Here is a 26,606-nt window from a genome sequence, read left to right as displayed (position 1 = left end):
GACACAGATCTCGCTCCCAAACATCTTTTGGCCCCCCATCTCTAGCGCATGGGGTTGGGGGCCCTTTTGTCAGGAAATCGATCATGAAGTTGAGTCACTCTTTACTCGTGCTGTGCATCCTGCCGTTTGTCAAAAGCCAGGCCATCGAGGTAGCTCCCGGCGATTTCGAGCCATTGCCGGCCGGTGCGAACGCCTTGCTGCTCTACTACCAGCACGCCGACCGCTCGGATCTGTACCAGAACGGCCACAAGGTCTCCGACGACGCCAGGCTCAGTTCGGACATCGGCATCCTGCGCTATGTGCACGCCATCGGCCTGTCAGAAAACCTCTCATGGGAACCGCAAATTCTGTTGCCTTTCGGCCAGATGAACGCCTCGGGAGATATCGGTGCCTTGGGCGATACCCGCGGCATCGGCGACCCGATCATTACCGCGCCGCTGAAGTGGACGTTGCCCACCGCAAACAAAGACATCTTCGCCTTGGCACCCTACCTGTCCTTTCCGGTGGGGAGCTACGACAAGAACGATGCCCTGAACCTCGGCGAGAACCGCTGGCGCGCCACGCTACAGGCGGCGTACATCCACCATTTCTCCCCGAAATGGGCGCTGGACACGGTGGCCGAAGCCTCTTGGGTGTCGGCCAACAATGACTTCGGCCCGACCGGGGCGAAGCTGGAAGAAAACACCCGCTACGAGTACCAGGCCGCCGTGCGCTACAACTGGACGCCGAGCACCACCTTCGCCGTGGGCGGCGGCTACATCACCGGCTCGGCGACAACCGTCAACGAGGTCGATCAGCACGACGGGGTCTCCACCTCCTACGGGCGTTTCACCGTCACGCATTTCATCGAGCCCACGCTGCAGATTCAAGCCCAGATCGGCACCGACATCGAGGTCGAACAAGGCTTCAAGGAAGGCGCACGCCTGAACCTGCGCGTCTTGAAAGTGTTCTGAGCGCGCCCCGCTTGGCAGGTTGTCCTTTTCAACCAAATGGCTGTCCTTCTCAGCCAAGCAAAGGCTGAGAAGGATGCCTAACTTCAACCCAGTTACCCACTCGATTGATGTCGCTCCAGGTACCCGGCGCGAGGTGTGTTTCGAATCACCCTCGAACGCTCCCGTACAGGCTGACCCGTTGTCGATCACAGACGTCGATCACAGACAAAAGAATAGGAAAACCATGGCCATTGTTCGCCCTACCCTCGACCAACTGCAGGACATCGCTGGCCAGCTGAACATGCAGCTGACACACGAGCAGGCAGTGGAATACCTGGCATTGATGCAGCCAAGTTTCGATGCATACGACCTGGTCGACGAGTTGCCGGATTTCACCCCGCCGGTGCGCTACGACCGCAGTTCCGGCTACCGCCCGTCTAACCCGCAAAACCTGCTCAACGCCTGGTATTACAGGACTGAAGTAAATGGCGCCCGTGAGGGCAAGCTGGCTGGCAAGACTGTTGCGCTCAAAGACAACATCTCCTTGGCTGGCGTCCCGATGATGAACGGCGCCTCAATCCTTGAAGGGTTTGTACCGTCGTTTGACGCAACCGTGGTGACCCGTTTGCTAGACGCCGGGGCTACCATCCTGGGCAAGGCGACCTGTGAGCACTACTGCCTCTCCGGTGGCAGCCACACCTCTGATCCGGCACCCGTACACAACCCATACCGGCACGGTTTCGCTGCTGGTGGATCCTCCTCCGGAAGCGCTGCATTGGTGGCAGCCGGCGAGGTGGACCTGGCGGTTGGCGGCGATCAAGGCGGCTCGATCCGCATCCCTTCAGCGTTCTGCGGCACCTATGGCATGAAGCCGACCCACGGTCTGGTGCCCTACACCGGGATCATGGCGATCGAAGCCACTATCGACCATGCCGGTCCCATCACCCGCAACGTGCGTGACAACGCGCTGATGCTGGAAGTCATGGCCGGTGCCGACGGGCTCGATCCTCGCCAGGCCGCCCCTCAAGTCGACGCCTATTGCGACTATCTGCAGCGAGGTGTGAGCGGCCTGCGGATCGGCATCCTGCAGGAAGGCTTCCAGCTGGCCAACCAGGATCCACGCGTTGCCGACAAGGTACGCGGCGCCATCGCCCGGCTCGAAGCCTTGGGAGCTCGCGTCGAAGAGGTCTCCGTTCCCGAGCACAACCTGGCAGGTTCGCTGTGGCACCCCATCGGCTGCGAAGGCCTGACCATGCAAATGATGCATGGCAATGGCGCAGGCTTTAACTGGAAGGGGCTCTACGACGTCGGTCTGCTGGATAAACAGGCCGGTTGGCGCGAACAAGCGGACGCATTGTCCGCGTCGCTCAAGCTGTGCATGTTCGTCGGCCAGTACGGTCTGGAACGCTACAACGGTCGTTTCTACGCCAAGGCTCAGAACATCGCACGCTTTGCCCGGGCCGGTTACGACAAGGCACTGCAGAACTACGACCTGCTGGTCATGCCGACCGTGCCGATCATTGCCCAGCCCCACCCTGAGCCGGGTTGTTCGATCACCGAGTACGTGGCCCGAGCGCTGGAAATGATCGGCAACACCGCGCCACAGGACATTACCGGCCATCCGGCCATGTCGATCCCGTGCGGTCTGGTGGACGGCCTACCCGTCGGGCTGATGTTCGTTGGCAAGCACTATGCCGAAGGCACAATTTACCAGGCGGCGGCAGCGTTCGAGGCCGCTGTCGACTGGAAGACGTTGTAAGGCTGACTCCCCCCAAACTTCCCGGACATCAATAAAAAACCGGGGGCTGTTCTTCACTTTTTTGACCGTGTTAAACCGATGAGGAGTTACACCATGAGCGCCACTGTATCCCCAGCATCCACTTCGACGCCCAGCGAGCGGGCCTGGGCCTTGTTCAAGGTTATGAAAGACAAGGAACTGATTCCAGAGGGCTATATCGAGCAGTTGACCGAATTGATGGTGCACCAATGGAGCCCGGAAAACGGCGCCCGTGTAGTCGCCAAGGCCTGGGTCGATCCACAGTTCCGGGAGCTGTTGCTCAGAGACGGCACCGCCGCGTGCGCGCAGTTCGGTTTCACCGGCCCGCAAGGCGAATACATCGTGGCCCTGGAGGATTTGCCCCAGCTGAAAAACGTCATCGTCTGCAGCCTGTGCTCTTGCACCAACTGGCCGGTCCTGGGGTTGCCGCCGGAGTGGTACAAGGGTTTTGAGTTCCGTGCACGCCTGGTTCGTGAAGGACGCACCGTGCTGCGTGAGATGGGCACAGAGTTGCCAAGCGATGTGGTCGTCAAAGTCTGGGATACCAGCGCGGAAAGCCGCTACCTGGTACTGCCCGTAAGGCCCGAAGGCTCCGAGCACATGAGTGAAGAAGAGCTTCAGAAACTGGTGACCAAGGATGTGCTGATCGGGGTTGCCCTGCCCCGCGTACGTTGACCCAATAGACTCTCTTCATCTTCTAATTTTCGGAGGTTTTTATTATGGATGGCTTTCACGATCTCGGTGGTTTTCAAGGCTTTGGCAAGGTTCCCCATGTCATCAATAGCCAGGATTACAAACAAGTATTCAAACAGGAATGGGAACACCTGGCTTACAGCCTGATGTTTATCGGCGCCGACCAATTGAAAAAATTCAGCGTCGATGAAATACGTCACGCCGTAGAACGACTCGATGTCCGCCAGCACGTTGGCACGCAATATTACGAGCGCTACGTTATCGCCACGGCCACGTTGCTGGTCGAAACCGGCGTCATTACCCAGGAAGAACTCGATCAGGCATTGGGTTCAACCTTCAAATTGGCCAACCCGCCCCACGACAAGGGCCGCCCCGCCATCACTGGCCGTCCGCCATTTGAAGTGGGCGACCGGGTAGTGGTTCGCGACGAGTACGTGGCCGGACACGTGCGTATGCCGGCCTATGTGCGCGGCAAGGAAGGCATCGTCCGACACCGCACCTCGGAAAAATGGCCGTTCCCGGATGCCATCGGTCACGGCGATTTGAGCGCAGCGCACCAGCCCACCTACCACGTCGAATTCCAGGTGAAGGATCTGTGGGGCGATGCCGCGGATGATGGCCTGGTGGTCGTCGACCTGTTCGAAAGTTACCTGGACAAGGCCGTCGATGCGAAAACGGTGGCCGCATGATTGACCGGGCCCTGTCGGGCCGGCTGCCGGTGACGGTCCTTTCGGGCTTCCTCGGCTCCGGCAAGACGACCCTGCTCAACCACATCCTGCGCAATCGCGCAGGCATGCGGGTGGCGGTCATCGTCAACGACATGAGCGAAGTCAACATCGACGCCGAGGACGTAGCGCGCAATGTGTCGTTACACCGCGGCAGCGATGAACTGGTCGAGATGAGCAACGGCTGCATCTGCTGCACGCTGCGCGCTGATCTGCTTGAGCAGATCAGCCTGCTGGCGCGTCAGCAGCGCTTCGATTACCTGCTGATCGAGTCCACCGGAATCTCCGAACCGATGCCGGTCGCCGAGACCTTCGCCTTCCTCGACTCGCAAGGCTTCAGTCTGAGCGAACTGGCGCGGCTCGACACCTTGGTCACCGTCGTCGACGGCAGCAACTTCCAGGCGCTGCTGGCCTCGCGGGACACCGTTGGCGGCGAGGACGAAACGGGCACGCCATTACGCCACTTGTCCGATCTGCTGATCGAACAGGTGGAGTACGCCAACGTCATCCTCGTCAGTCGGCTGGACCTGATCGGCGAGAAAGGCTTTCTGGAGCTGAGCGCCCTCCTCGCGGGCCTCAATCCGAAGGCGGAAATCCTGCCCATGACCCACGGTGCCGTCGATCTGTCGAAGATCCTCGACACCGGTCGTTTCGATTTGCCGAGTCTGGTGCAGTCACCCGGCTGGATGAAAAGTCTGGAAGCCAGTGACGAGCATCCTCCCGAGTCGGACACCTATGGAATTGCTTCCTGGGTATATCAGGAGCGTGCGCCATTCCATCCGCAACGTCTGCTGGAGTTCCTGCAGCGGCCCTGGCACAACGGGCGGCTACTGCGTTGCAAAGGCTACTTCTGGGTCGCCAGCCGGCATCTGGACATCGGCATGCTGGTGCAAAGTGGCGGGCAATTTCGTTGGGACTATGTCGGGCGCTGGTGGACATTCATCGCGCAATCGCAATGGCCCCAGGACGACTATCGCCGACAAGGGATTCTGGCCAAATGGGACGACATCACCGGTGATTGCCGGCAGGAAATCGTCTTCATCGGTCAGGGTCTCGACCTGGATATGTTGAAGCGGCAACTGGACGCCTGCCTGCTGACCCCGGAAGAGATCATGGACGGGCCACAGACGTGGCCAACCTTACCGGGCGCTACATCCTTCGACCTCCAGGCATTGTCACACTGACTGCTCGGTGAACAGCCTTTCAATACACCTACTTTAGCGAGGCCGGGCAAGCCTCGTTATGACCTTTGACTTCAATTTCACGGACTGAGAGGCGCTGTATGTTGTTCTTCAGCAGAACTACCCATAGGACACTGGCTTCACTCGCAGACAGGCTGGATCGACCCGAGATCGCTGACTCATCGATCACGTCGGCCGATCCGCTGTTGCGGCGGATTCTGACAAGGGTGGAGAGCCTGCTCAGTGAACGGCGAGATCTGCGGGCGCGAGAAGAGAAGCTGAGCCCAAACCTCGAGCAAATCACCTCACGCCTCGCCGAGCGCGACGTTCAGTTGCAACAGCTGGAGACTCGCCGGGAACTCGCCGTTCAAGGGTCGGGTGACCTGTTCTGGGAACTGGAGCTCGGCGCAACCACACAACCAGATACCGATAGCGCACTGCGGTGGTCGGGGTCCTGGCCGATCCAGACACCGTTGCCCGACCAGCTCAATCTCTGGAGCGAGCGGCTGCACCCGGGTGACCGTCAGCGCAACCACGATGCGTTGTCGAAGCATCTTGCAGATCGCAGCGGCCGAACATCCTATGCCCTGGACGTTCGAATGGCCTTCGAAGGTGAATATCGCTGGTGCCGCATCAGCGGAAAATCCCGCCGCGATGCCCAAGGCATACCCGTGACCATCGCCGGAGTGTTGCGCGACATCCACGCACAACGCTTGCAGGACGAGGCGCTTTCACTGGCTGCCACCCGTTTCGAGATTGCCCGGGAAATGCTTCACGACGGGCTCTGGGACATCGAGGTGGTGGCTGGCGATCCGGCCAATCCGAAGAACGCCATCTGGTGGTCTTCTCAGATGCGGCGCCTGCTCGGCCATACAACGGCCGAAGAGTTTCCCAATACTCTGGAGGCCTGGTCGTCACGCCTGCATCCGGAGGACAGCCAGCGCGCGATAGGCGCCTTCGTCGCACACGTCGATGATCGCAGCGGTAAGACTCCCTTCGACGTCGACTACCGGCTCAGGCATAAGAACGGTGAGTACCGTTGGTTCCGCGGCCGTGGCCAGACCCGGCGTGCGGCTGACGGTTCACCGCTGCGGGTGGTGGGCGCCATCACCGACATTCACGCGAGCCACGAGGAGAGACAGTTGCGCGAGACCCAGGAACGACAACACCAGGCCATGCAGGAAAACCTCACCAAACTGACGCAGATCGTTGCCGCCATTCAAGGCATCGCCAACCAGACCAACCTGTTGGCGCTGAACGCAGCGATAGAGGCCGCCCGCGCAGGCGAAGCCGGACGCGGCTTCGCCGTGGTTGCCGACGAAGTCCGCAAACTCGCCACTCGCACCAGCCAGGCGACTCAACAGGCTGCCGACATGATAGAGGGCTACTGACCCGTCCCGAAATAGCCGCCCCTTGTTTGCCATACCGAACCGAAAGAAAGACTGTTTAAGTCGTGAGTCGCGTTTGAAATCCGATGTCACGCAGCAACTTTTAAACCGCCGCTATCTATCCGTGAATGAAGCACCCCATCGGTTGCGTAATTCGGTGGCGCCGTCCCGAACTCGCGGAGTGCGAGTTCGGCGTCTTCCAAATCGCCACGGATAGTGACGACCTTCAGACAGGCGCAGAGTTAAAGCAGAGCCCCTCTTGTGGAGAGTGCACCGACAGCGAGGAGCTTGGTAAAGCGCCTCGATAAGGCATGGCTACTAACGCCGTGGAACGCGTAGCGTCCGCCCGCTGTAAAGAGCCCCATGACAGGTTCAGTAATGGGTGCTGGAAAAACTACTTAATCAATTTGTAATGGAAATGCTCAGGGTTAGGCTGATTAGTACCGATAGGTTGCCTGCACTGAAACTCCATTGGCACTATTGTCGTATTTGGCACTGTACTCCGGTTGAAGACCGGAGTTGTTCGACTGTTTTACCGAGACTTTGGAGTCCCAGAGATAACCATAAGCAAAGTCTATCGTCAGATCGGCATTCGGCGAATAAGCACCGCCCAAAGTCACGGCTTGGCGATTCCCAACCGGAATGCGCACGCTGCGATCGGCATTTCTAACGGGCGATGGATCATAGGCGTAGCCTGCGCGCAGCAGCCATTGTTGGTTCAATTGATAGGCGGCGCCCACTGCGGTGCTCCAAGTGTCACGCCAGTTCATTTCTTCAGTCACACTTCCAAGGCCAGCCGCCTGGCCCACGGGGGTAAGACCGCTGTTGACTGCCTCTACCTTCTGGATCCGGCTCCAACGTTTCCAGGTGGTCCCCAGGTAGCCCGTCCAGCGACTATTGAAATGATGGGTGATAGAGGTGTCCACGGATTCGGGCATCGTGAGGTCTATCTTGTTGTCATAATTCCCGTCCAGCGGAATAACACTCGGGGAACCAGAAACCTCAGTATGCCCTTCGAGTTCATAATCCACCTTCGAGTGATAGTTGATCCCCCAACGGGTTGCCTCAGTAAAGTCGACCAGGATGCCTACGTTGTAGCCAAGTGCAGTGTCATCGCCTTTGATGGTGACCAGTGTGTCCTCACCATTGTTCAGGGCGCCGGTGGCCAGGTAATTCTTAAGCTTTGCATTGAAACGGTTGATGGTCGGTCCACCACCAATGGACACGTAATCATTGATCCGATAGGCAATGGTGGGCTGTAGGGTTATTTCCTTGGTCGTGCTATAGGAACCATGGTAACGGCCCTGAAAACTGCTCTCGTAATCATTGATCAGACCACTGGGTGCATAGAGGCCCAGACCAATCGAAAAGCGATCATCAAGTGGCGTCGACATATAAGCGAAGGGCACGACTCCCAAAGGTACCGAGTCGCCTTTATTGGTGCCCGGGACATTGCTTTGCGCATCACTGATGTCGTCGCTCACCGAGACGACCGCGGCTCCGCCGGAAATCTCACTACGCTTCAACTTGGTCAAGCCTGCTGGATTTCCAAAGATGGTGCTGGCGTCCAGCGCGGATGACGACCTTCCTGCATAAGCAGTTCCCGCACTGCTTGCACTTTGTTCGTTCAGGGCAATGCCATTGGCCCCCGCAGTTGTTGAAGCGCTGAGTATGGCTACGGCGCCGGTTAATTTGATCCAGGAAGCAAATGCTTGCTGAACAGAGAAACACGGGATCGCACGGTTATTCACTTTCATTGTCCACCTCTTATTCTTTTTGTTGGTTGTACGCAGGCAAGGCTTGGCCTTCCCGTGCACATGTCAGTGCCGGTTGGAGTTGATCGAAGTTGTGAAAAGGGCCCTGGCTGATGAGTACCAGGGCATGTTTGTTTAACTTATGAAGGCGAACTTGCACTCATTTAAGCCACTCCACTTGAAAGCTATAGCGCCCTAGAAGAAGGGCCAGCGACTCCTGGTTGCCTCCCGCCCGGATGCATGCGACTAGCCCGCGTCGTCCATCCTGTACCACCTCTACCTCAACTTCCTGCAGACACATACGCTCCACTTCCTGCTGGACTACTCTGGCAATTTCCCGCTGCTGCAAGGCGGGCTTGAATATCTTGCCCACGGCAGTCAGTGGCAACGCTTCGAGGATTTCAATGCGCTTGGGAACGGCTGCCCGCTCGCTGATGTTGAGATGCGCGAACGCCTCAAGTTCTTCGGCGTTGCAAACTTGCCCGGGGCGCAGTTGAACGTAGGCGATCGGCACCTCGCCCGAGTAGGCATCGGGGCTGCCGATTGCAGCGGCCAAGGCGACTGCAGGATGCGCCTGAAGAGCCTCCTCGATTTGCTTGGGATCGATGTTGTGACCGCCACGGATGATCAATTCCTTCTTGCGTCCGGTCAGCCAGAAATAACCCTGCGCATCCTGACGACCCAAGTCGCCCGTATTCAGCCAGCGCTGACCGTCGATATCGATCCAGAGGCCCTGGTGATGACGCTCCTCCAGATAGCCATTGAAGAGATTCGGACCAGTGATCGTGATGAGGCCGATCTCATCCACGTCGGCGTCGCGCAGGTACTCTCCCGCATCGTTGAGCAAGACCGCGCGCATATTCTGGTAGGCGATCCGTATCCCGATGGAGCCGATATGGCGCTCGCCATGGGGCGGATTGATCGAGGAGACGCAGGCGCCCTCGGTGAGGCCATAACCTTCAAGGATCTTTACCCCGGTCCGGCGCTCGAACTCTCGGAAAAGCTCAGCCGGCATGGGTGCGGCGCCACACATGGCAAAGCGAAGACTGGATAGGTCGCGGCCCTGCCATTCATTTTGCAGAAGTGCCGCATAGACAGTAGGCACGCCGGAAAAGAGGTTGATACCGAAGTGCTCGACCATCTCCCAGAATCGTGAAATCACCCCCTCGCCACGATACCCCTGAGGCGTCCCGAGGATCACGTGGTCGCCTTGAGTCCAAGGCATCAGTCCAGTCACCAACTGGCCATTGACATGAAACAGCGGCAGGCCACAAAAGATAACCTGGCCCCCACTGCGTGGCTGCAAGTGAGCAGCCACGGCCCATGCGTTGAAGACCTCCGAGCCATGGGTACGCGCCGCGATCTTGGGCAGCCCGGTGGTGCCGCCCGTACAGATGTAAGAAGAGCACTCCTCCTGGCGGATTTGCCGACCGCTCTTGAGGTGTGTGTGCGGCTGAGTCTTCATCAGCGATTGCAGATCATGAATCGCGATACCGCTGTGTAAGTCTCGCTCCTTCAGTGACGCGACCTTAAGAGCCTCACGCACAGGTTCGGCGACATAGGGTTCCATGCTGACCCAAACGACAGACCTGACCGTGGGTAACTGATCCAGCTGCGAAGCCAGTTTTGGCCACAGATCGCTGCCTGGAGTCGGCGCGAGTGTCACCACCACGGATGCCTTCGCGGCATTCAGCAAGCCAGCCATCTGCTTGGCCTCGAGCAGAGGATTGATCGCCATGACGATCCCCGCCGCCTCCCCGCCCCAGATAGTGAAATGGGTTTCCGGCAGGTTGGGCAGGATGAAGGCCAGCACCTCACCCGGTTTTATACCCAGGTCATGGAAGGCATTGGCCGCGCGGGTGATCTCCGCGAAGAGCTGGGAGTAGTTCCACTCGCAGGTGCGCTTGAAATCGGCGGCATCGGCAAAGAAACTCAGCGCTGGTGCCTCGGGGGTACGCTCGACCGCCTGACGCAGCGCTTCATAAGTGCTGCAAGCCAGGCCACGCTCCGACAAGGGGACTCGTTCAAGACTTTCGATGTCGTTCAGGGTCTGCACAACCATCAGGCTTCCCCCACGACTCGGTTGCGTTGCACACCGAGGTCGACCACTCCATCGGCGCTGCGAATGCGTGCCTCGACCACGTCACCTGCCTTGAGATACTGCGTCCGGCCTTCCTGCGCCTTGAGGAAAAGCTTCCACTTGGTGGCTTCGGGCATCAGGGCTGCAATGCGCTGTTTCGCAGGCGAAGGAATCGTTAGCGCACAACCCGCTGGAGTGCCGGTGGCGATCAGGTCGCCAACGGCAAGATCTTGCAAGGCGGAGAGTTCGGTCAGGGTTTCAGCCGGGCCGTAAACCAGGTTGGCCGTGCTGTCGTTCTGTCGCACCTGGTCGTTGACCGTCAGGCGCAGCTGCAGGTCTTTCAGGTAATGAATGTTCGAGGCATCCAGAAGGCAGAGGTACGGGCCGACCGGGCCGAAAGTGCGGTAGCTCTTGCCCTTGTAGAACTGCATCTGGGGAATCTGAATGTCACGCGCCGAGTAGTCATTGACGATGACGACGCCGGCGATGAACTCATGCAGATTAGTGTCGGTGACAGACACTGAACCGGTGATCGCGCGTTTCATCACAAGCCCCAGTTCGATCTCGTAGTCCAGGAAGCGCACGTGGCGCGGCTTGATCAGGTCGCTGTCGGCCGCCACCAGGCAACTCGTCGCCTTGGTGAAGATCATGTTGAATTTCTTCGCATCCGGGTCCATGCCCGACTCGATCATGTGCTGACGGTAATTGGCGCCCTGGCAAACGAACTGCTGGTTACGGGTCACCGGCGACAGCAGTTTTACTTCGCCCTCCGCAAGCTCTGTACCTTTCAGTTGAGCGAGGTCGTCGATACTGTTCTGGCGAATGAATTCGCCGGTGGTTTCAAAAACACCGGGGACAATCGTGATACGGCCCTGGCGAAGCACGCCCCAGTGGATACCGTTCTGAAATTCAAAGCGGACTACGTGTACAGCAGACATTGAAGGTACTCCTGGAGCGGCGTTTGTCCCGCGTTCGGTGGCGCGAGAACTGTGGTGTTGTTCTGAAGGCGGGTTGAGTTGTCCGACATGGCGGCAGCTCTACCCGAACATCCGCATGAGTGTTATCAACTTGCGAATGGTCAGGTCCGGGCTGCGTCGCAGATTGCGGATCAGCAGAAGCACGTTGGTCAGGTTCATCTTGGGTTTGGTAAAACTCTTGGGCATGCGCTGCCCCCACTGCGCCATTGCCTCGGGACTCACCGGATGAATGCCAGTAGGCCGAGTGGCCGTGAAAATATCCCCGTCGCAGTAATGCTCGTGCTTATCGCCCCAAGGGTCTTGCCAGTAATCGAAGATCTGACTGCCCAGAATGTGCCGGCCGATACCCCATGAGTGCGCCCAACCGCGCTCGCGCAGGACGCGCTGCCCCATTCCCACGGCGTCTGCATCGACGACTTCATAGGCGCTATGGCTGTAGGTGGCCATGAACCCTTGCGCAATCGCGAGCGTATGGTGATCCGCGGGAATATCACCGAGATCAAGGCGCATAAAAGTGACGATAGGCGTGCCGTCGGGGAGTACCTGCACATCGCTGGGAATAAACCCGAAATGCTGCGTATACCAGGCACAGGTCGCTTGGTAGTCGGCCACTTCAATGACGATGTGACCGAGTTTGAGTACTTCAGGGGGAGCAATCGGCGGGCGCTGCGTGGCGTTGATCCGCGGTTGCTCGTGCACCAGGTTCCAGTGGAGAGGAGCTCTATGAGCCAGCGTCTTGCCTGGCGTCTGGTCGCAAACGGCCTCCACAATGAAACCGGATGGATCCGTCAGTCTGACGTAATACCCTTTACCCGGATGTTCCGATTTCTCGACCGATGACGCACCCGGGATTCGAGTGAGCTTTTCCAGATCTTCCAGGGACTGCACTGCAAGTCCGAACCCGATGAAACGTGCATGTTCGGCACGTTGGACGCGGTAACAATATGCAGTGGCTTCGGTGGCCCGCAGGTAGAGCGTATCGGCCTCCTGCCGACTGACCGTCAGGCCGAAGTCAGTCAGGAAACGCGCTGCCTCATTCAAGTCCGGTCGCTGGAAGATCAGGTGAGTCAGATCCTGGGCCTTTACCGTCGGCTGCGGATGCCGCGCGGGGTGTGGTGTCGCCAACCGGTGCAATTCGTTTTTGTTGTTCATTGTTCTTGTTTTCCGGGTTTTTAGGGCAAAGCTGTCCCGAACCCCCGAAAAATCAGGGGTTTATCCAGTCAAGTCAGTGACGAACTCAGTCGAGAGATGGAAGTGCCGGCAACTCTTTGGTCGCCAACGCACGAGCCTCTTCTGGCGGCACACCCAATGCCCGCAGTACCAGCTCGGCGGTGTCAGAGCCCGATTCGCGCCACGTCCTGTGACCTTCCAGTACCAGGAAAATCGAGCCGAGCACGCTGCTCGATATCAGCGTCAGTACTGAGAGCAATTGCTCCTGCGCAAACGTGTAGCGCCCAGTGGCAAGCCCGCTCAGAAGATCCTTGGTCGCTTGGCTGCTGAACATTTCGCGTAACGCAGAATTGCTCATGGCGAATTTATGGATGAACGCGCCCCACTGGGAGTCTTCGTGGGCTCGGCGAATGAAGAATCGAATGCCATTGGCAAGGCGCTGAGCGGGATCCGAGAGGGAATTGAAGCTCTTGTTGACGCGCTCATGCATCTCCCTCGCGAGATGGCTGGCGACCGCCTCGAACAGGTTTTCCATGCTGTCGATGTTGCTATAAACCGTTCCGCGCGCCACGCCTGCCTCTTGCGCGAGGTCAAGGATGTTCACTTGTGAGGTGCCTCTCTCGGCGAACAGGCGAAAGGCAGCTTGATGAATGCGGCGTTGTGTTGGATTTAGGGATTCCACGGTTCTCTCTCCAGGATTACCTCATGGACAGATTGAACACTCGTGTTCATTTTGCGTCAACCCTATTTTTAAGAATGTAGGTTTTTCTGTCCGAAAACAGGCCTACAACCTAGTAATCTGGATGCAGCGATCGATGTCGTCTGGTCAACAAAAGTCCTGCACATTGACATAATTGAACACTCGTGTTCAGTTATGTTGGCGAATTTTTATTAGCTGAAGGACAGAACATGACCGGCTCAAAGCTCTTCAAACCGCTTCGATTGCCTAACGGTACGGTGATTCCAAACCAAATTGCCAAGGCTGCCATGGAGGAGAACCTTGCCAATGAGGATCACGCTCCAGGGGAAGCGCTGGTTAAGCTCTATCGGCGTTGGGCGGAAGGTGGGGCCGGTCTGATCATCACTGGCAACGTCATGGTTGATCGCCACGCCTTGACCGGACCGGCTGGCGTCGTGCTTGAGGACGATCGGAACCTGGTGAATTTCCGGCTATGGGCCGATGCCTGCCGCAGCCGTGGGGCCCAGGCCTGGATGCAGATCAATCATCCCGGACGACAGCTATTGGCTTCCATGGGGCAACCGGCAAGGGGCCCCTCCGCAGTGGCGGTCGATATCCCCGGACTGTCAAAAGCTTTTGTGCCGCCCAGGGCCTTGAATGAGCAGGAGATCGAAGAGCTGATTGAGCGCTATACCCAAGCGGCGGTGCTGGCAGAGCGCGCCGGATTCACTGGTGTGGAAATTCATGCAGCGCATGGCTATCTGTTTAGCCAATTCCTGTCGCCCTTGACCAACCAGCGTAATGACCGCTGGGGCGGTAGCCTGGAGAATCGTGCGCAAATTCTGCTGCAAACCATCGACGCGATACGTCAGCGAGTAGCACCGATCTTTTGCGTCGCTGTGAAACTCAATTCCGCGGACTTTCAGCGAGGCGGTTTCAATGCCGAGGATGCGGCTCGCGTGGTGGAAATGCTCAACACCAAGGCGGTCGATCTGGTCGAGTTATCGGGTGGTAGCTACGAAAGCCCGGCGATGCAGGGGCAGACCCGCGATGGCAGCCGCTTGGCTCGAGAAGCCTACTTTCTCGAGTTCGCGGAGAGAATAGGAGAAATAGCGCGCATGCCGCTGATGGTCACTGGCGGAGTGCGTAGAAAGGAGGTCGCTGAGCGAGTGGTGAGCGGCTCAGTGTCGATGGTCGGACTTGCCACTGCGCTGGCAATCGAGCCAGCCCTGCCGAGACAGTGGATGGCAGGTCGGGACATCAAAGTGGAGCCCATCGTCGTTCACTGGAAGAACAAGGCGCTGGCATCGCTCGCAGTGGCGTCGGTGATCAAGAAGCAGCTTGGCTTGCTGAGCCAAGGCAAACGGACACAACCCGGGACGTCGCCCCTCATGGCATTGATCGGCAATCAGCTGAAGTCTCGTCGCCAGGCAAAGCGCTATCGGCGATGGATTGATCAGGCCTGGCCTGATCAAGGATGACATCAGATCAGGCAGGTAGCGGCTTGCCGGCGATTCTCTTGGCTCTGGCAGGTGTTACGCCCAGAGCCCGGAGAATCATTTCGGCGACCCGCAGATCGTGCTCTGCCACTGCACGCCCCTCGACAACCGAGCGCATTGCTCCGGTTGTGCACGATACAACCATGTCCAGGGCAATGCCTTCGTCCTCGTAGGCGAAAGTGCCCTCGCGCAGACCTTCACGCAGGTCGCCAAGCACATGGGCAGCCAAACGCGAGCGCATGGCCTGATCGAAATGGATGATGCGCAGCAGTGCATTGGCCCATTCGTGATCGTCGGCGGCCCGGCATACAAACATGCGCACGCCAATCGAAAGCCGCTGTGCGCCGCAGTTCACGTCCGTGCTCAGGGCGGAAATGGCGTCGGAGAACTCGGCGGCCATGGCGATGCCCACCGCCTCCAGTACTTCGTCGCGAGTTCGAAAATAGTTGTAGATGGTACCGTTGGATACCTCTGCTTCCGCGGCTACCTCGAGCAGCGCGATCTCCCCCACTTCCTTTCGTGCGATAAGACGCAATGCCGCGTCCACCAGGCCGCGACGGGTGCGCTCACGTTTCTTGTGGCCTCTCGTGAGAGGTTCTGGCGCATCAGCTTCTAAAGGAAGAGTGGGGGAATGCATTATCAAGCTCGCAATCTAGTGGGCTCATTGATAGTAACGGAAACGCTATCAGGAGTGGCGTGGTCGCTGACCAGCAGGCCCCGGCAGTCACGAAGGAGACTGTCTGCCTCTGCGCCAGGGGCGTGGTGCATGATGATACGGTCAGGACGAACCGCGACCAGCGTTCCTTTAGGGGCCAGCGGCAGGATGTCATGGTTCATGTCTTCGATGAAGTCACAGCTGCCGCCGGAGCGTTGGCCGCGTGTTCTGACCTCTAAGAAATGGCCTCCCATTTTTTCCCAGGAAACGATCTGATCAGTGGTTAGCAGTGACAACGGGTCAACACCCAATCCAACCAGGGTCAGGTTGTCTCCAAGAGCATCGTCGCTCAGCTTGATCTGCTTTTGCATGTTACGAACCCAGGCCTGGGGAAACAGGCTGCCACGTACCAGTTTGTCGCCCCGGCGATGCTGCACGAACAGGCCGTGCTTGAAGGTGTTCTTAGGCTTGATGTCCAACTGTTCGAAGTACCTCCTGGTAGCGGGAGTCAACGCCAGCGTGCGCATCAAGCCGTGGATAAAGAAAGCTGCGATCTTGTTTTTGGGCATCACCAGGCGGCCCATGAGTTTCGCTAGATTGATCATCGCCTGGGCATGGGGGCGGCGCTCTACGTCATAGGTATCGAGTATTGCAGGCGCGGCATGGCCGCGAAGGACCCAAGCCAGTTTCCAGGCAAGGTTGGCGCCGTCTCGAAGCCCCGCTACGAGGCCTTGCCCGACAAAGGGAGGGGTGATATGCGCTGCGTCGCCTGCGAGGAAGATGCGTCCCTTGCTGAATCTGTTGCAGCAGCGCGCGTGGAATCGATACACCGCCTTGCGCTCGATTTGCAACTCTCGCGGGTTGATCCATGGCGCGATTAGCCGGGCTATGCTTTCCGGGCTTTCCAGCTCTTCGCGCGATTCACCGGGTTGCAGCATGAACTCCCAACGCTCCCTTCCACCGGGTGCGGGCATGTGCGGCGTCGGCCGCCGCGGATTACAGAGAAACTCAATGTGATCAATCGCTGACTTATGCCGGTTCATGACATCGACAATCAGCCAATCCTCCGCATAGGTCTGCCCTTCGAACTCCTGGCCAATCAGTGCCCTGACCCTGGAGCTTGCGCCATCCGCACCGACCAGATACTGGGCGCGAACGGAATGCGATTGCCCATTCTGATCCCGTACGGAGGCGACGACGCCATCCGACTCCTCGACCAGACTCTCAAGCTCGAAGCCACCAAGACTGGTCACTGACTTCAGTCGGGAGACCTGGCTGCGCACCGCGTGTTCGAGGTCGGGTTGATAGAACGTCACTAGTTTCGGATGGCCGTCGATGCACCCCTCAGTATTGGCGCGACCAAATTGCCCGAGTACCGGGGAGTGCATCCTCACTTCTGGGATAACGATCTTCTCGAAAGCGTCTTCCGACAAACCGGCGAGTTGCAGGATGCGCAGCGCCTCGTTGTCCAGAGCAATGGCGCGAGGCATCAGTACGACCTCATGGGTCTTGTCCAGTACCAGGGTCGTGACCCCGTAGCGGCCGAGCAGCGCCGCGATTGTCGCACCTACCGGACCGTTACCGATGACCAGCACGTCGACGGCGGAGGGAGGCAATTCGGAAACTTTCTTGTTGTTGTTCATCTTGAGCCCTTGTTGTGATTGAAGTCGTGAGGCGCGCAGGTCTCATCGTCAGGCAGGGTCAAGGTATGTAAAATTGAGACAAATTTCAATATTGATATTGTTGTCATTATTTTTTTGAGATCATTGCCAGGCCACTATGAGAGGAATACCGAGGTGTCAGGGGCTCAGGGCCGCAGCAGTGAAGTCACGCATGCGCCAGTTTCCGACCGATGAGGCTTGGCTTCAGAGCCGATCAGCGTTGTTATTGGAGAACGGCCCCAGTCTTAGGAATCAATCGTGGCGCGTCCACAGCCCCAACCGAATCCAGTCCAACTGCGCTTCGTCGAGTTCGAACTCGACGAAGCCAACGCCTGCTTGTTACGCAACGGAGAAGCCGTGGCGTTGGCGCCAACTCCCTTCACGCTGCTGTGCGTCCTTGCACGCCAGCCGGGATCGCTAGTGACCAAAGATGCCTTGCTTGATGCCGTGTGGGGGCATCGGTTTGTCAGCGATTCGGTACTGAAAACGGCCATCAGCGATTTGCGCAAGGTGCTGGGCGACGACCCCCGGCAGCCCCGCTGTATCGAGACCGTGTCGAGGCGCGGCTATCGCTTCATCGCCGCGCCCTCCCCTGTACCGTCGAAGCCACCTGTATCGGTGACGGTGCCGGCGGCCGGCGCGCATCCGTCACCGCCATTCATCGGTCGCACCGCCGAGGTATCAAGACTGCAACGGGCGTGGGAACGGGCGGATGGCGGCCAGCGTGCCGTGGTCTGGCTCGCTGGAGAACCGGGGATTGGCAAGACCACGTTAATCGAACATTTCCTCGCCAGCCTTGGCGGCATCGCCTGCGCACGCGGCCATTGCGTGGAACACTACGGCACTGGCGAGCCGTACCTGCCGGTGTTGGAGGCGTTAGCCGATCTGTGCCGCAGCGACCCGACCCTGCCGGCGCTGCTGCGCGCCGTGGCGCCGACCTGGCTGCTGCAACTGCCGTGGTTAAGTACCGCGCAAGAGCGAGACGCGTTGCAGCGCGAGTTAGCCGGAATCGGTCCGGACCGCATGTTGAGGGAAATGGGTGAACTGCTGGACCGCTACACGGAGCAGCGACCGCTGTTGCTGGTGACCGAAGACCTGCATTGGAGCGATCGGGCGACGGTCCAGTTGATCAATTATGTGGCGCGACGACGCGGCCGCACGCGGCTGATGTGGCTGTCGAGCTTCCGCCTCGCCGAGGTGGTTGCGCTCGATCATCCCCTCAGTTCGTTGCGCCACGAACTGCGCCTGCAACGTCTGTGCGAGGAAGTGGTGCTTGATCCGTTCTCGGAAACCGAGGTCGCTGACTATATCGCGCTGCGTTCGGCCTCGCTGGCATGCGATGAGGCCTTCGTGCGTGCCCTGCACGAGCGCACTGACGGTGTGCCGTTGTTCGTATCGTCAGTCATCAGAGAAGTGATGGACACAACGGACGACGACGCCACCATCGAAGCTCGGCTTGCGAGTGTGGCGGTTCCCGAAAACCTCGCAGCCATCATTGATCACTACATTGCCAAGCTTGGGCCGGAGCAGCGTGCGCTGCTCTCGGCCGCAGCGGTGTGCGGGGTCGAGTTCCGGGTTGAGACGGTTTCACTGGCCCTTCAGCGCGACCTCGCTTCGGTGGCCCACACCTGTGAGGAACTGATACGCGAGCAGGTATGGCTCATACCGTCGCGGGCCTGCGAAGGTGATGAGACGGCGGAGCCGCCCTACTCGTTCCGGCATGCGCTCTTCCGCCAGGTGCTGTACGACCGCACGCCGCGCTCATTGCGTACCCAACTCCATCGCCAGGTTGGCGCTGCTCTCGAACGCGAGCGCACGGTAGGCGTACCGGTTGCTGCCTCGGAACTGGCAATGCACTTCGATCGGGCTCGGCAGCCGATGACTGCGCTGCGCTACTACGCCGAGGCCGCAGAAGCTGCATTGGTGCACTTCAGCCCGGACTTGAGCTACAGCCTTACTGAGCGCGCCTTGGCCCTGCTCATGCAGGCACCAGAAGGAACGGAGCTCGATGCGCTCGAAATCACCTTGTCAACGCTGCAGGGGATGTCGGCCTTCCACACGTTCGGTGTCGGCAGCGAAGCCAGGAACGCGTTCGAACGCGCGTACACGCTGTTAGCCGATGTACCCGAGCATCCAATGCGCGGGCGCCTGCTGCACGGTTTCGGCTATCTGCTCGGACTGTGCGGCGACTACGCGCTGGCGCTGGAGGTGGCGGAACGTGCCGAAGCCCTCTCCTGCGACACAAACGATCCGGCGCTCATGCTGGCGGCGTGCATCGTGCAGGCCGAGGTGCATCACCTCCAGGGGCGCACGCAGACAACCCGCCGTTGGCTAGAGCGCGCCCTCGCGATCGCCGAGCCGCTGGACATCGGGGCAAACAATATCTTTGCGGCGGATCCCCAAGTCATGCTTCAAGGCATGCTGGCGATAGAACTCTTGCGCTCTGGTCTGGTTGCGCAAGCTCGAGTCCATCTGCAACAGGCGCGGGTACGTGCGCAGGCGTTGCGCCAGCCCATGACCTGGCTGGTCGCCGCCTGGCAGGAGGTATTGATCGAGGTGCGGATGGGAAACCACGTGCGTGTGGCTGCGCTGGCCGACGACATGCAGGCGCTGGTCGATGAGCATTCGCTTGCACTGGGGCGTACGGCTTGCCGTTGGTGGCACGGTTGGGCCGACGCGCGCAGCGGCTCCCCGAGCGACGGCTACCGTCGCATCCGCGAAGCCTACGAAGAACACACCGGGCTCGGCATGCGCTCCGGAGCCAGCGAGGTACTCGGCTACGCCGCCGAGGCGTTGCTGCTGGCGGGTGATTGCGACGCCGCACAAGTCGAGCTACGGGAAGCACTTCGAGTGGGCGAGGAACTGGGCGAGCGCGTATACCTGCCGCAGCTATTACTGCTGGAGGCAGCGATTGCGCGAGCGCAGGGTCAGCCCGACGCCGGCAGCGTGGCGGTGCGGCGTGCAGTTGAGGAGGCTCGCGCCCAGGAAGCACCGTGGCTGGAGCTGCTAGCGCGGGTGGAGTTGTGTGAGCATCACGCGGCTACGGCCGAGGACCGCCAGGCATTGTCGACACTGATTGACCGATTGCCCGAAACGGCCGGAACCGAACTGGCTAAACGTGCGCATTCACTGCTTCAGACTGCCAAGTCGCCTTGAAGCGACGGCGTACCCTTCCTTGGTCGCCGTCTCTGTTTCGCGGGTGCTGACCCGACCGAACTCTGACCTTTCGCTTACGACTCGACCCAGGGGACGGCCTACGCTTTCGTCGAACTTTCTTGAACCCCTGGTCTGCGATGAGCCTGAACCCTGAATCCAAATACCCGAGCCGCCGCTCATACGTAGTCAAGTTGCGTAGTGATGCCGCGCCGGGAGCCCTGTTAGGCCGCCTCGAAAACCTGGTCACCGGGCGTCAACGCGAGTTCTCGTCTGCTGAAGAGTTGCTGGAGTCGATTGACTCGGATCTGGCGTCAGCGGTCAGTGAACAGGCGGTAGACACCGGCCCCGAGTGACCCCTTCAACAGCAACGCAAGATGAGCGCATGGCGACCGAACAGCGACGGTTCGCTGACGACTTCGCGCACACCCGCCCCTACGCTGATGCAACCTCGAATCTACACGAGCTCACTCTGATGTCGCGATTTTCCACTTCCTGTTCACTGGCCCGTTACCTCGGGCAGGCGCCCTTGCAACATGCTGAACGCCTGCTCGGTTTTGTAACGAGTGCGGCGCTCGCCACCTCTATCGCTCTGGCGTTGACCGGTTGTTCCACGGAGGCGGCCAAACTGTCGGTTCCCCTACCGCAAAAGTTCGCCGCAAGCACGGCTTCCGAGATGGAACCCGAAGTCGCGTGGTGGGAGACGTTCAACGACCCGGTGTTATCAGATCTGGTGCGCCGCGCAATGCGCGAGAACCGCGATATCAAGATAGCTGCCGAGCGCGTACGTACCGCTCGTGCCGGTGAGACGATCAGCCGCTCCGGGCTCTTTCCAAGTGTCGGAATGTCCGCCTTCGGCTCCGATCGTAGCAGCGGTTACAGCACCGCCAAGAAACAGGGGATGCCAGATACCGAGACTGTGGGGGCGGGCCTTGACGTCTCATGGGAGCTGGATCTGAGCGGACGCCTGCGCGCTGGTGCGGCAGCGGCCGACGCCGAGGCAGTGGCTGCGGAGGACGGTGTACGCGGCGTTCGTCTGCTCGTGATGAGCGATGTAGCCAGCAACTACTTCACACTGGTGGGTGCGACGCACCAGGTCGAAACATTGCGCGCCATCTCCGCGGCACAGGACGAAACACTGCGCCTGGTTAACGCACGTCACCGTGCGGGACTGGCAACCTCCTTCGACGTCGAGCGCGCACAGACCGATGCCGCATCGGCGCACGCGCAAATTCCTCCTTTGGAAACCCTGGCTGCTGTAGCGCGGCACCGCATCGCAGTATTGATTGGTGACCAGGCCATTAACGCCGCCAGTATCCAGCCATCCAATGCCAACGTGCTGGCGCCCGAGGCCCGACAGGGACAACCCGCCACCCTGCTACAGCGCCGGCCTGATGTATTGGCGCTGATGGCGCAGCTCGATGCTGCCAATGCGCGCCGTCAACAAGCCGCGGCTGAGTGGTTCCCGCGGCTGTTCCTCGGTGCCTCTTATGGCCGCCAGGGCCTTGAGATGAACGGCCTGGATCTCGGCGCTGCCCGCTTCACCAACGTGGCCGCTCTGCTCACCATGCCGATCTTCAATGCCGGCCGCACGCGCGCGATCAACGACGTGGCCGAGAGCGGTCAGCGTGAGGCGTTATTACGTGCCGAAGACGGCATTGTGCGCGCGCTCGAGGACGTGGAAAACGCCCTCGTCACGCAGGGGCAAGAGCGCCAGCGTGCTGCGTCGTTGCAGTCGGCCACCGACTCCGCAGAGGCGGCACTGAACCATGCGCAGTCGCTCTACGACAGAGGGCAGATCGACCTGTTGCCTCTGCTGGACGCGCAACGGACACGCCTCGCGGTGCGCCTGAGTGCGAACGACAGCGACACCCGGCTGCTGCTCGACAGTGTGCAGCTCTACAAGGCACTGGGTGGGGGCTGGCAGGTGTTTGAACAACCCTCAAACCCGACTGCAACCGCCAAAGCCGACCGGCCACCACTTTCCTAAGAATCTGTCGATTTTCAAAGAGGAACTGTCTTGAAGAATTCCCTTACTACGGCCGGCGTTTTGGCCGTCGCCGCTCTGCTTTGCGCGTGCAGCCCGGATAAGCCGTCCGTGCCGGCGCCACGACCAGTACGCACCGTTGAAATCAGCTACGACAATGCCCGCGAAAGCAGTCGTTACGTGGGCATCGTACAGTCGCGGCATGAAGTCGACCAAGCCTTTCGCGTGGGTGGCAAGATAGCCCAACGCAAGGTCGACGTAGGTCAGTTTGTGCGCGAAGGCGACCTATTGGCTGTGCTGGATGACAGCGACTACCGCCTCGCTGAGGAAGCGTCGCGACAACAGTGGACGGTTTCCGTCGAGCAAACTCGCCAGGCCGATTCGGATCGCCAGCGCCTGACCGCGCTGAAGACTGACGGCTCGGTCAGTGCGGCCGACGACGAGCGCGCACATACGAATGCCCAAACCGCGCATGCGACCGCCGAGGCTGAAGCGCGAAAGCTTGAACTCGCACGCAATCGGCTCAAGTACACCGTTCTGCGCGCGTCCCGTAGCGGTGTGGTCACGGCTGTGCGCATTGAGGCAGGCCAGGTCGTGGCGGAGGGCCAACCGGTTGTCTCGATTGCGAATCCAGATGAATCGGAGATCGTCATCGACGTGCCCGAAGATCAGTTGTCCGTATTCAAGAACGCGCAGTTCAAGGCATCGCTGGCCAGTGCGCCGAACGAGGTATTCGATGTCACGCTGCGCGAGCTGTCGCCGCAGGCTGCGGCGCAGACACGCACCTATCGCGCGCGGCTTAAGCCAGTACAGGCGCTGCCGCTGGGCGCCACTGCCACGGTAATGGCCGAACGCGTGATGACTGATGTCTCAGTAGCGGCAGTGCCGGCCACGGCACTGACGCAAAGCAGCGGCCAGCCGGCGCTGTGGGTAGTCACGCCTGCGGGCAAAGATCCGGTAGGCATCGTCGAACTGGAGCATGTGGCCGTTTGGGGTTACCGCAAAGATGAGGTGCTCGTCTCTGGCCCCAAGGCTGGCGTACTGGTCGTCACCGCCGGCGTCCAGAAAATGACTTCCGGCCTGAAGGTCGCGCTACCCGTGACGACAATCGTTGACGCGAACACCACGCAGCAGGCCGCCCGATGAACAACTTCAACCTCACCGACTGGGCGCTGCGTCATCGCGCCATCGTCCTGTTCATGCTCCTTCTTGTCGCGGTGGCCGGCGTCTTCAGCTTCACCAGGCTGGGTCAGCTCGAGGATCCGAACTTTTCCGTGCCCTCCATGACTACCATGGTCATCTGGCCTGGCGCCACCGCCCAGCAGATGCAGGACCAGGTCCTGAACCGCATGGAGAAGAAATTCGAGCAGATCGACAACTTCGAGAAAGTGGTCACCTACGCGCGGCAAGGCTACGCGGGTATGACGCTAACCGTGCGCGGCGGCACCTCCAAGGCCGATCAGCGCGAGGCCTGGTATCAGGCGCGCAAGAAACTCAATGACCTGAGCCTTGAGCTGCCTGACGGCGTGATCGGCCCGATCGTAAACGACGAATACGGCGACGTGTATGGCCTGATGTACGCGGTCAAGGGCGACGGTATTGGCCATGCTGACTTGTCGGACGCCGCCGAGGACATCAAGCGCCGCATGCTGAAGGTGCCGATGGTCAAGAAGATCGATGTGATCGGCAAGCAGGCCAAGCGTGTCTACGTCGAGTTCTCGCACGAGCGCCTGGCAGCGCTGGGCATTACACCGCTGGCCATCGCCGAAAGCCTCAAGAGCCAGAACGCCATGTTGCCCGCAGGCCAGATCGACACCAACGGCGACCGCGTCATGGTGCGCGTGAGCGGCCAGTTCACCAGCGAAGAGGCTATCCGCAACGTGCCCATCGCCGCAGGCGGCCGGCAGATCAAGCTCGGCGACATTGCGACCGTTACACGTGGCTTTGAGGATCCGCCAACCTACACGGTTCGCCACAACGGCCAGCCAGTGCTGATGCTAGGCATCACGATGACCAGCGACGGCAACATCGTGGACCTTGGCAACGCGATAGAGACGGCGGTCGACAAGATCCAGTCCGAGCTGCCGCATGGCGTGGAACTGGAGCGCGTAGCCGACCAGCCCTCCACGGTGAAAGACGCAATCTGGGACTTCGAGCGGTCACTGATGGAGGCGCTGATCATCGTCATCGCGGTGAGCCTGGTCAGCCTGGGTTGGCGCACTGGCATTGTGGTCGCGACCTCGGTGCCGCTGGTGCTGGGTGGTGTGGCGCTGGTGATGCTGGCGATGGGTTGGAACCTCGAGCGCATCTCGCTCGGCTCACTGATCATTGCGCTCGGCCTGCTGGTCGATGACGCGATCATCGCTATCGAAATGATGGTGGTGAAGATGGAGGCCGGCATGGACCGCGTAAAGGCGGCCGCCTTCTCCTATCAGTCCACCGCCATGCCGCGCCTGACCGGCGCACTCATCACCGTCGTGGGCTTCCTGCCCATTGGCCTTTCGAAATCCACCACGGGCGAGTACGCGGGTGGCATTTTCTGGATCGTCGGTGCCGCAGTGCTGTTCTCGTGGATTTGCTCGGGTATCTTCACACCGTACCTGGCGGTCAAGATGCTGCCCAAAGACTTCGGCAAGCACCAGCATGCCGGTGATCCGTATGACACGAAGCCCTACCGCAGGCTGCGTGGCCTGATCGATACCGCCATTGAGCGTCGCTGGGTTGTCATCGGCGCAACGTTTGGAGCCCTGGCACTTGCATTGGCCGGCATGAAGTTTGTGCCACAGCAATTCTTTCCCAACAGTTCGCGCCCTGAGTTGGTCATCGACCTGCGCTTGAAAGAGGGCTCGTCCATCGCGGCGACCACCGAGCAGGTGAAACGGATGGAGGCGTTGCTGTCGAAGGACGAAGAGGTCAAGTACTTCACCGCCTACACCGGCGCCGGCGCACCGCGCTTCTACCTCTCGCTCAACCCCGAGCTGCCGAATCCGGGCTTTTCCCAGTTCGTTGTGATGACCAAGGACCTGGATGCACGCGAGCGGGTACGTGCGCGATTGATGGCCTCGGCTGACCAACAATTCCCGCAGGCATGGGTGCGTGTAACCCGGCTTGAGCTGGGTCCACCCGTCGGCTACCCCGTGCAATTCCGCGTCGTGGGGCCCGATACCCAGGTTGTACGCCAAATTGCCCGCCAGGTGGAGAAGGTGGTCGGGGCCAACTCGAAGGTGCGTGATCTCCAGCTCGACTGGAACGACCCGGTTCGCACGCTGAAGGTCGAGCTGGATCAGGACAAGGCGAGCGCGCTCGGCCTCACGCCGGCCGACGTGTCGCTGGCGACCCAGACCGTGATGAACGGCGCTACCTTGTCGCAGCTACGTGAGCACGAGGACCTGATCGACATCGTGGCTCGTGCCGTGCCAGAGGAACGCTTGAGCCTCGACACGCTGAAAGACATCAACCTTTATACGCGTCAGGGCACGGTGGTGCCGCTGTCGCAAGTCGCACAGGTGCGCGCGGAACTGGAAGAGCCGGTACTGTGGCGCCGAAATCGCGACATGGCGATCACTGTGCGTGCCGATGTGAAGGACGGAGAACAGGGTGTATCAGTGACGCAGGAAATCCAGCCGTTGCTTAAGGACATCGAAGCCAGGCTGCCGACCGGTTACCGCATCGATGTGGGCGGAGCGGTTGAAGAAAGTAACAAGGCCAACAAAGCGCTACTCGCGGTGGCCCCGCTGATGCTGGTCACTATCCTTCTGTTGCTTATGCTGCAACTGCAGAACTTTTCCCGCATGTGGATGGTGGTGCTGACCGCACCGCTGGGCTTGATCGGAGTGGTGCCAGCGCTGCTGGTGTTCCAGTCGCCGCTGGGCTTTGTTGCGATCCTGGGGATCATCGCACTGGGTGGCATGATCATGCGCAACGCGGTGATCCTGATCGATCAAGTGCAAATCGAGATCGCTGAAGGGCGTGACCCGTGGAATGCTGTGCTGGATGCTGCCATCCACCGAGCCCGTCCAGTGATGTTGACGGCGCTGGCCACCGTGCTTGCAATGATCCCGTTAACGCGCAGTGTGTTCTGGGGCCCCATGGCAATCGCGATCATGGGCGGCCTTACCGTGGCAACACTGCTGACGATTTTCTTCGTCCCGGCGTTGTACGCAGCATGGTTCAAGGTGGGTCGCCAGACGGCCGCAGACACCCAACAGGTCCGGGGGGATGTCGCGCTCGCATCTGAGTGAGCCGCTATACATCCGTGAATGAAACACCCCATCGGTTGCATCCAGCCTTTGGGG

At 59.9% G+C, this 26,606-nt stretch carries 18 protein-coding genes and 2 pseudogenes; 13 read left to right on the top strand and 7 right to left on the bottom strand.

Going from position 1 to position 26,606, the window contains the following annotated elements; all coding sequences use genetic code 11:
* Positions 1-83: 83 nt before the first annotated feature.
* The 7 genes and pseudogenes from PMI27_RS24355 to PMI27_RS32405 all read left to right on the top strand — a co-directional run.
* Entirely contained in the window at positions 84-953 is an 870-nt protein-coding gene (locus PMI27_RS24355) for a transporter (protein ID WP_008157230.1), read from the top strand.
* 223 nt (positions 954-1,176) lie between these two features.
* Positions 1,177-2,691: an amidase gene (locus PMI27_RS24360; RefSeq protein WP_008157232.1), complete on the top strand. Its 1,515-nt coding sequence runs from the start codon at positions 1,177-1,179 to the stop codon at positions 2,689-2,691.
* A 93-nt stretch (positions 2,692-2,784) separates the two neighbouring features.
* The gene (nthA, locus tag PMI27_RS24365; RefSeq protein ID WP_008157233.1) at positions 2,785-3,384 is read left to right on the top strand and encodes a nitrile hydratase subunit alpha; all 600 of its coding nucleotides are present in this window, start codon (positions 2,785-2,787) and stop codon (positions 3,382-3,384) included.
* 44 nt (positions 3,385-3,428) lie between these two features.
* Positions 3,429-4,091, top strand: a complete 663-nt coding sequence (gene nthB, locus PMI27_RS24370) for a nitrile hydratase subunit beta (protein ID WP_008157235.1) — start codon at positions 3,429-3,431, stop codon at positions 4,089-4,091.
* Entirely contained in the window at positions 4,088-5,311 is a 1,224-nt protein-coding gene (locus tag PMI27_RS24375) for a GTP-binding protein (RefSeq protein WP_008157237.1), read from the top strand. Before nthB ends, PMI27_RS24375 begins: the two co-directional genes overlap by 4 nt.
* Before the next feature lie 98 nt (positions 5,312-5,409).
* Positions 5,410-6,417 (top strand): annotated as a pseudogene (locus tag PMI27_RS24380) (PAS domain-containing protein); the annotation flags it as partial.
* Positions 6,403-6,687, top strand: a pseudogene (locus PMI27_RS32405) (methyl-accepting chemotaxis protein); the annotation flags it as partial. The pseudogenes PMI27_RS24380 and PMI27_RS32405, both read left to right, overlap by 15 nt.
* Positions 6,688-7,133: 446 nt before the next feature.
* Here the strand turns inward: PMI27_RS32405 and PMI27_RS24385 are convergent.
* From PMI27_RS24385 to PMI27_RS24405, 5 genes are all read right to left on the bottom strand, one after another.
* On the bottom strand, positions 7,134-8,453 hold the full coding sequence (locus PMI27_RS24385) for an outer membrane protein transport protein (RefSeq protein ID WP_008157242.1): 1,320 nt from the start codon (positions 8,451-8,453) through the stop codon (positions 7,134-7,136).
* A 157-nt stretch (positions 8,454-8,610) separates the two neighbouring features.
* Positions 8,611-10,512: an acyl-CoA synthetase gene (locus PMI27_RS24390; protein ID WP_008157244.1), complete on the bottom strand. Its 1,902-nt coding sequence runs from the start codon at positions 10,510-10,512 to the stop codon at positions 8,611-8,613.
* The gene (locus tag PMI27_RS24395) at positions 10,512-11,468 is read right to left on the bottom strand and encodes a fumarylacetoacetate hydrolase family protein (RefSeq protein WP_008157246.1); all 957 of its coding nucleotides are present in this window, start codon (positions 11,466-11,468) and stop codon (positions 10,512-10,514) included. The genes PMI27_RS24390 and PMI27_RS24395 overlap by 1 nt, the downstream gene beginning before the upstream one ends.
* 99 nt (positions 11,469-11,567) lie before the next feature.
* Positions 11,568-12,659 (bottom strand): VOC family protein, encoded by a 1,092-nt coding sequence (locus tag PMI27_RS24400; RefSeq protein ID WP_008157248.1) that lies wholly within the window; start codon positions 12,657-12,659, stop codon positions 11,568-11,570.
* An 85-nt stretch (positions 12,660-12,744) separates the two neighbouring features.
* Positions 12,745-13,359, bottom strand: coding sequence for a TetR/AcrR family transcriptional regulator (locus tag PMI27_RS24405; RefSeq protein ID WP_008157250.1), 615 nt, complete (start codon positions 13,357-13,359; stop codon positions 12,745-12,747).
* A gap of 227 nt (positions 13,360-13,586) precedes the next feature.
* Here PMI27_RS24405 and PMI27_RS24410 point away from each other — a divergent pair, with 227 nt between their 5' ends.
* Positions 13,587-14,837: an NADH:flavin oxidoreductase/NADH oxidase family protein gene (locus tag PMI27_RS24410; protein ID WP_008157252.1), complete on the top strand. Its 1,251-nt coding sequence runs from the start codon at positions 13,587-13,589 to the stop codon at positions 14,835-14,837.
* Between the two features lie 7 nt (positions 14,838-14,844).
* On the opposite strand, the gene PMI27_RS24415 is transcribed toward PMI27_RS24410, so the two are convergent.
* On the bottom strand, positions 14,845-15,492 hold the full coding sequence (locus PMI27_RS24415) for a TetR/AcrR family transcriptional regulator (RefSeq protein ID WP_008157254.1): 648 nt from the start codon (positions 15,490-15,492) through the stop codon (positions 14,845-14,847).
* Between the two features lie 2 nt (positions 15,493-15,494).
* Positions 15,495-17,153: a bifunctional 3-(3-hydroxy-phenyl)propionate/3-hydroxycinnamic acid hydroxylase MhpA gene (gene mhpA, locus PMI27_RS24420; RefSeq protein ID WP_008157256.1), complete on the bottom strand. Its 1,659-nt coding sequence runs from the start codon at positions 17,151-17,153 to the stop codon at positions 15,495-15,497.
* 276 nt (positions 17,154-17,429) lie between these two features.
* Between mhpA and PMI27_RS24425 the strand changes: the two genes are divergently transcribed.
* From PMI27_RS24425 to PMI27_RS24445, 5 genes are all read left to right on the top strand, one after another.
* Positions 17,430-20,327 carry an AAA family ATPase gene (locus tag PMI27_RS24425; RefSeq protein ID WP_008157258.1) on the top strand — a complete coding sequence of 966 codons (2,898 nt, stop codon included), beginning with the start codon at positions 17,430-17,432 and terminating at the stop codon, positions 20,325-20,327.
* A gap of 137 nt (positions 20,328-20,464) precedes the next feature.
* The gene (locus tag PMI27_RS24430; protein ID WP_008157260.1) at positions 20,465-20,680 is read left to right on the top strand and encodes a hypothetical protein; all 216 of its coding nucleotides are present in this window, start codon (positions 20,465-20,467) and stop codon (positions 20,678-20,680) included.
* 119 nt (positions 20,681-20,799) lie between these two features.
* Entirely contained in the window at positions 20,800-22,314 is a 1,515-nt protein-coding gene (locus PMI27_RS24435; RefSeq protein WP_008157262.1) for an efflux transporter outer membrane subunit, read from the top strand.
* A gap of 30 nt (positions 22,315-22,344) precedes the next feature.
* Complete coding sequence (locus tag PMI27_RS24440; protein ID WP_008157264.1) at positions 22,345-23,457, top strand: efflux RND transporter periplasmic adaptor subunit; 1,113 nt, start codon at positions 22,345-22,347, stop codon at positions 23,455-23,457.
* Positions 23,454-26,552 (top strand): efflux RND transporter permease subunit, encoded by a 3,099-nt coding sequence (locus tag PMI27_RS24445; protein WP_008157266.1) that lies wholly within the window; start codon positions 23,454-23,456, stop codon positions 26,550-26,552. Before PMI27_RS24440 ends, PMI27_RS24445 begins: the two co-directional genes overlap by 4 nt.
* Positions 26,553-26,606: the final 54 nt, after the last annotated feature.

Source organism: Pseudomonas sp. GM41(2012) (assembly GCF_000282315.2).
In the GTDB taxonomy this organism is placed as follows: domain Bacteria; phylum Pseudomonadota; class Gammaproteobacteria; order Pseudomonadales; family Pseudomonadaceae; genus Aquipseudomonas.
This window is presented reverse-complemented; position numbering and strand designations above follow the sequence as displayed.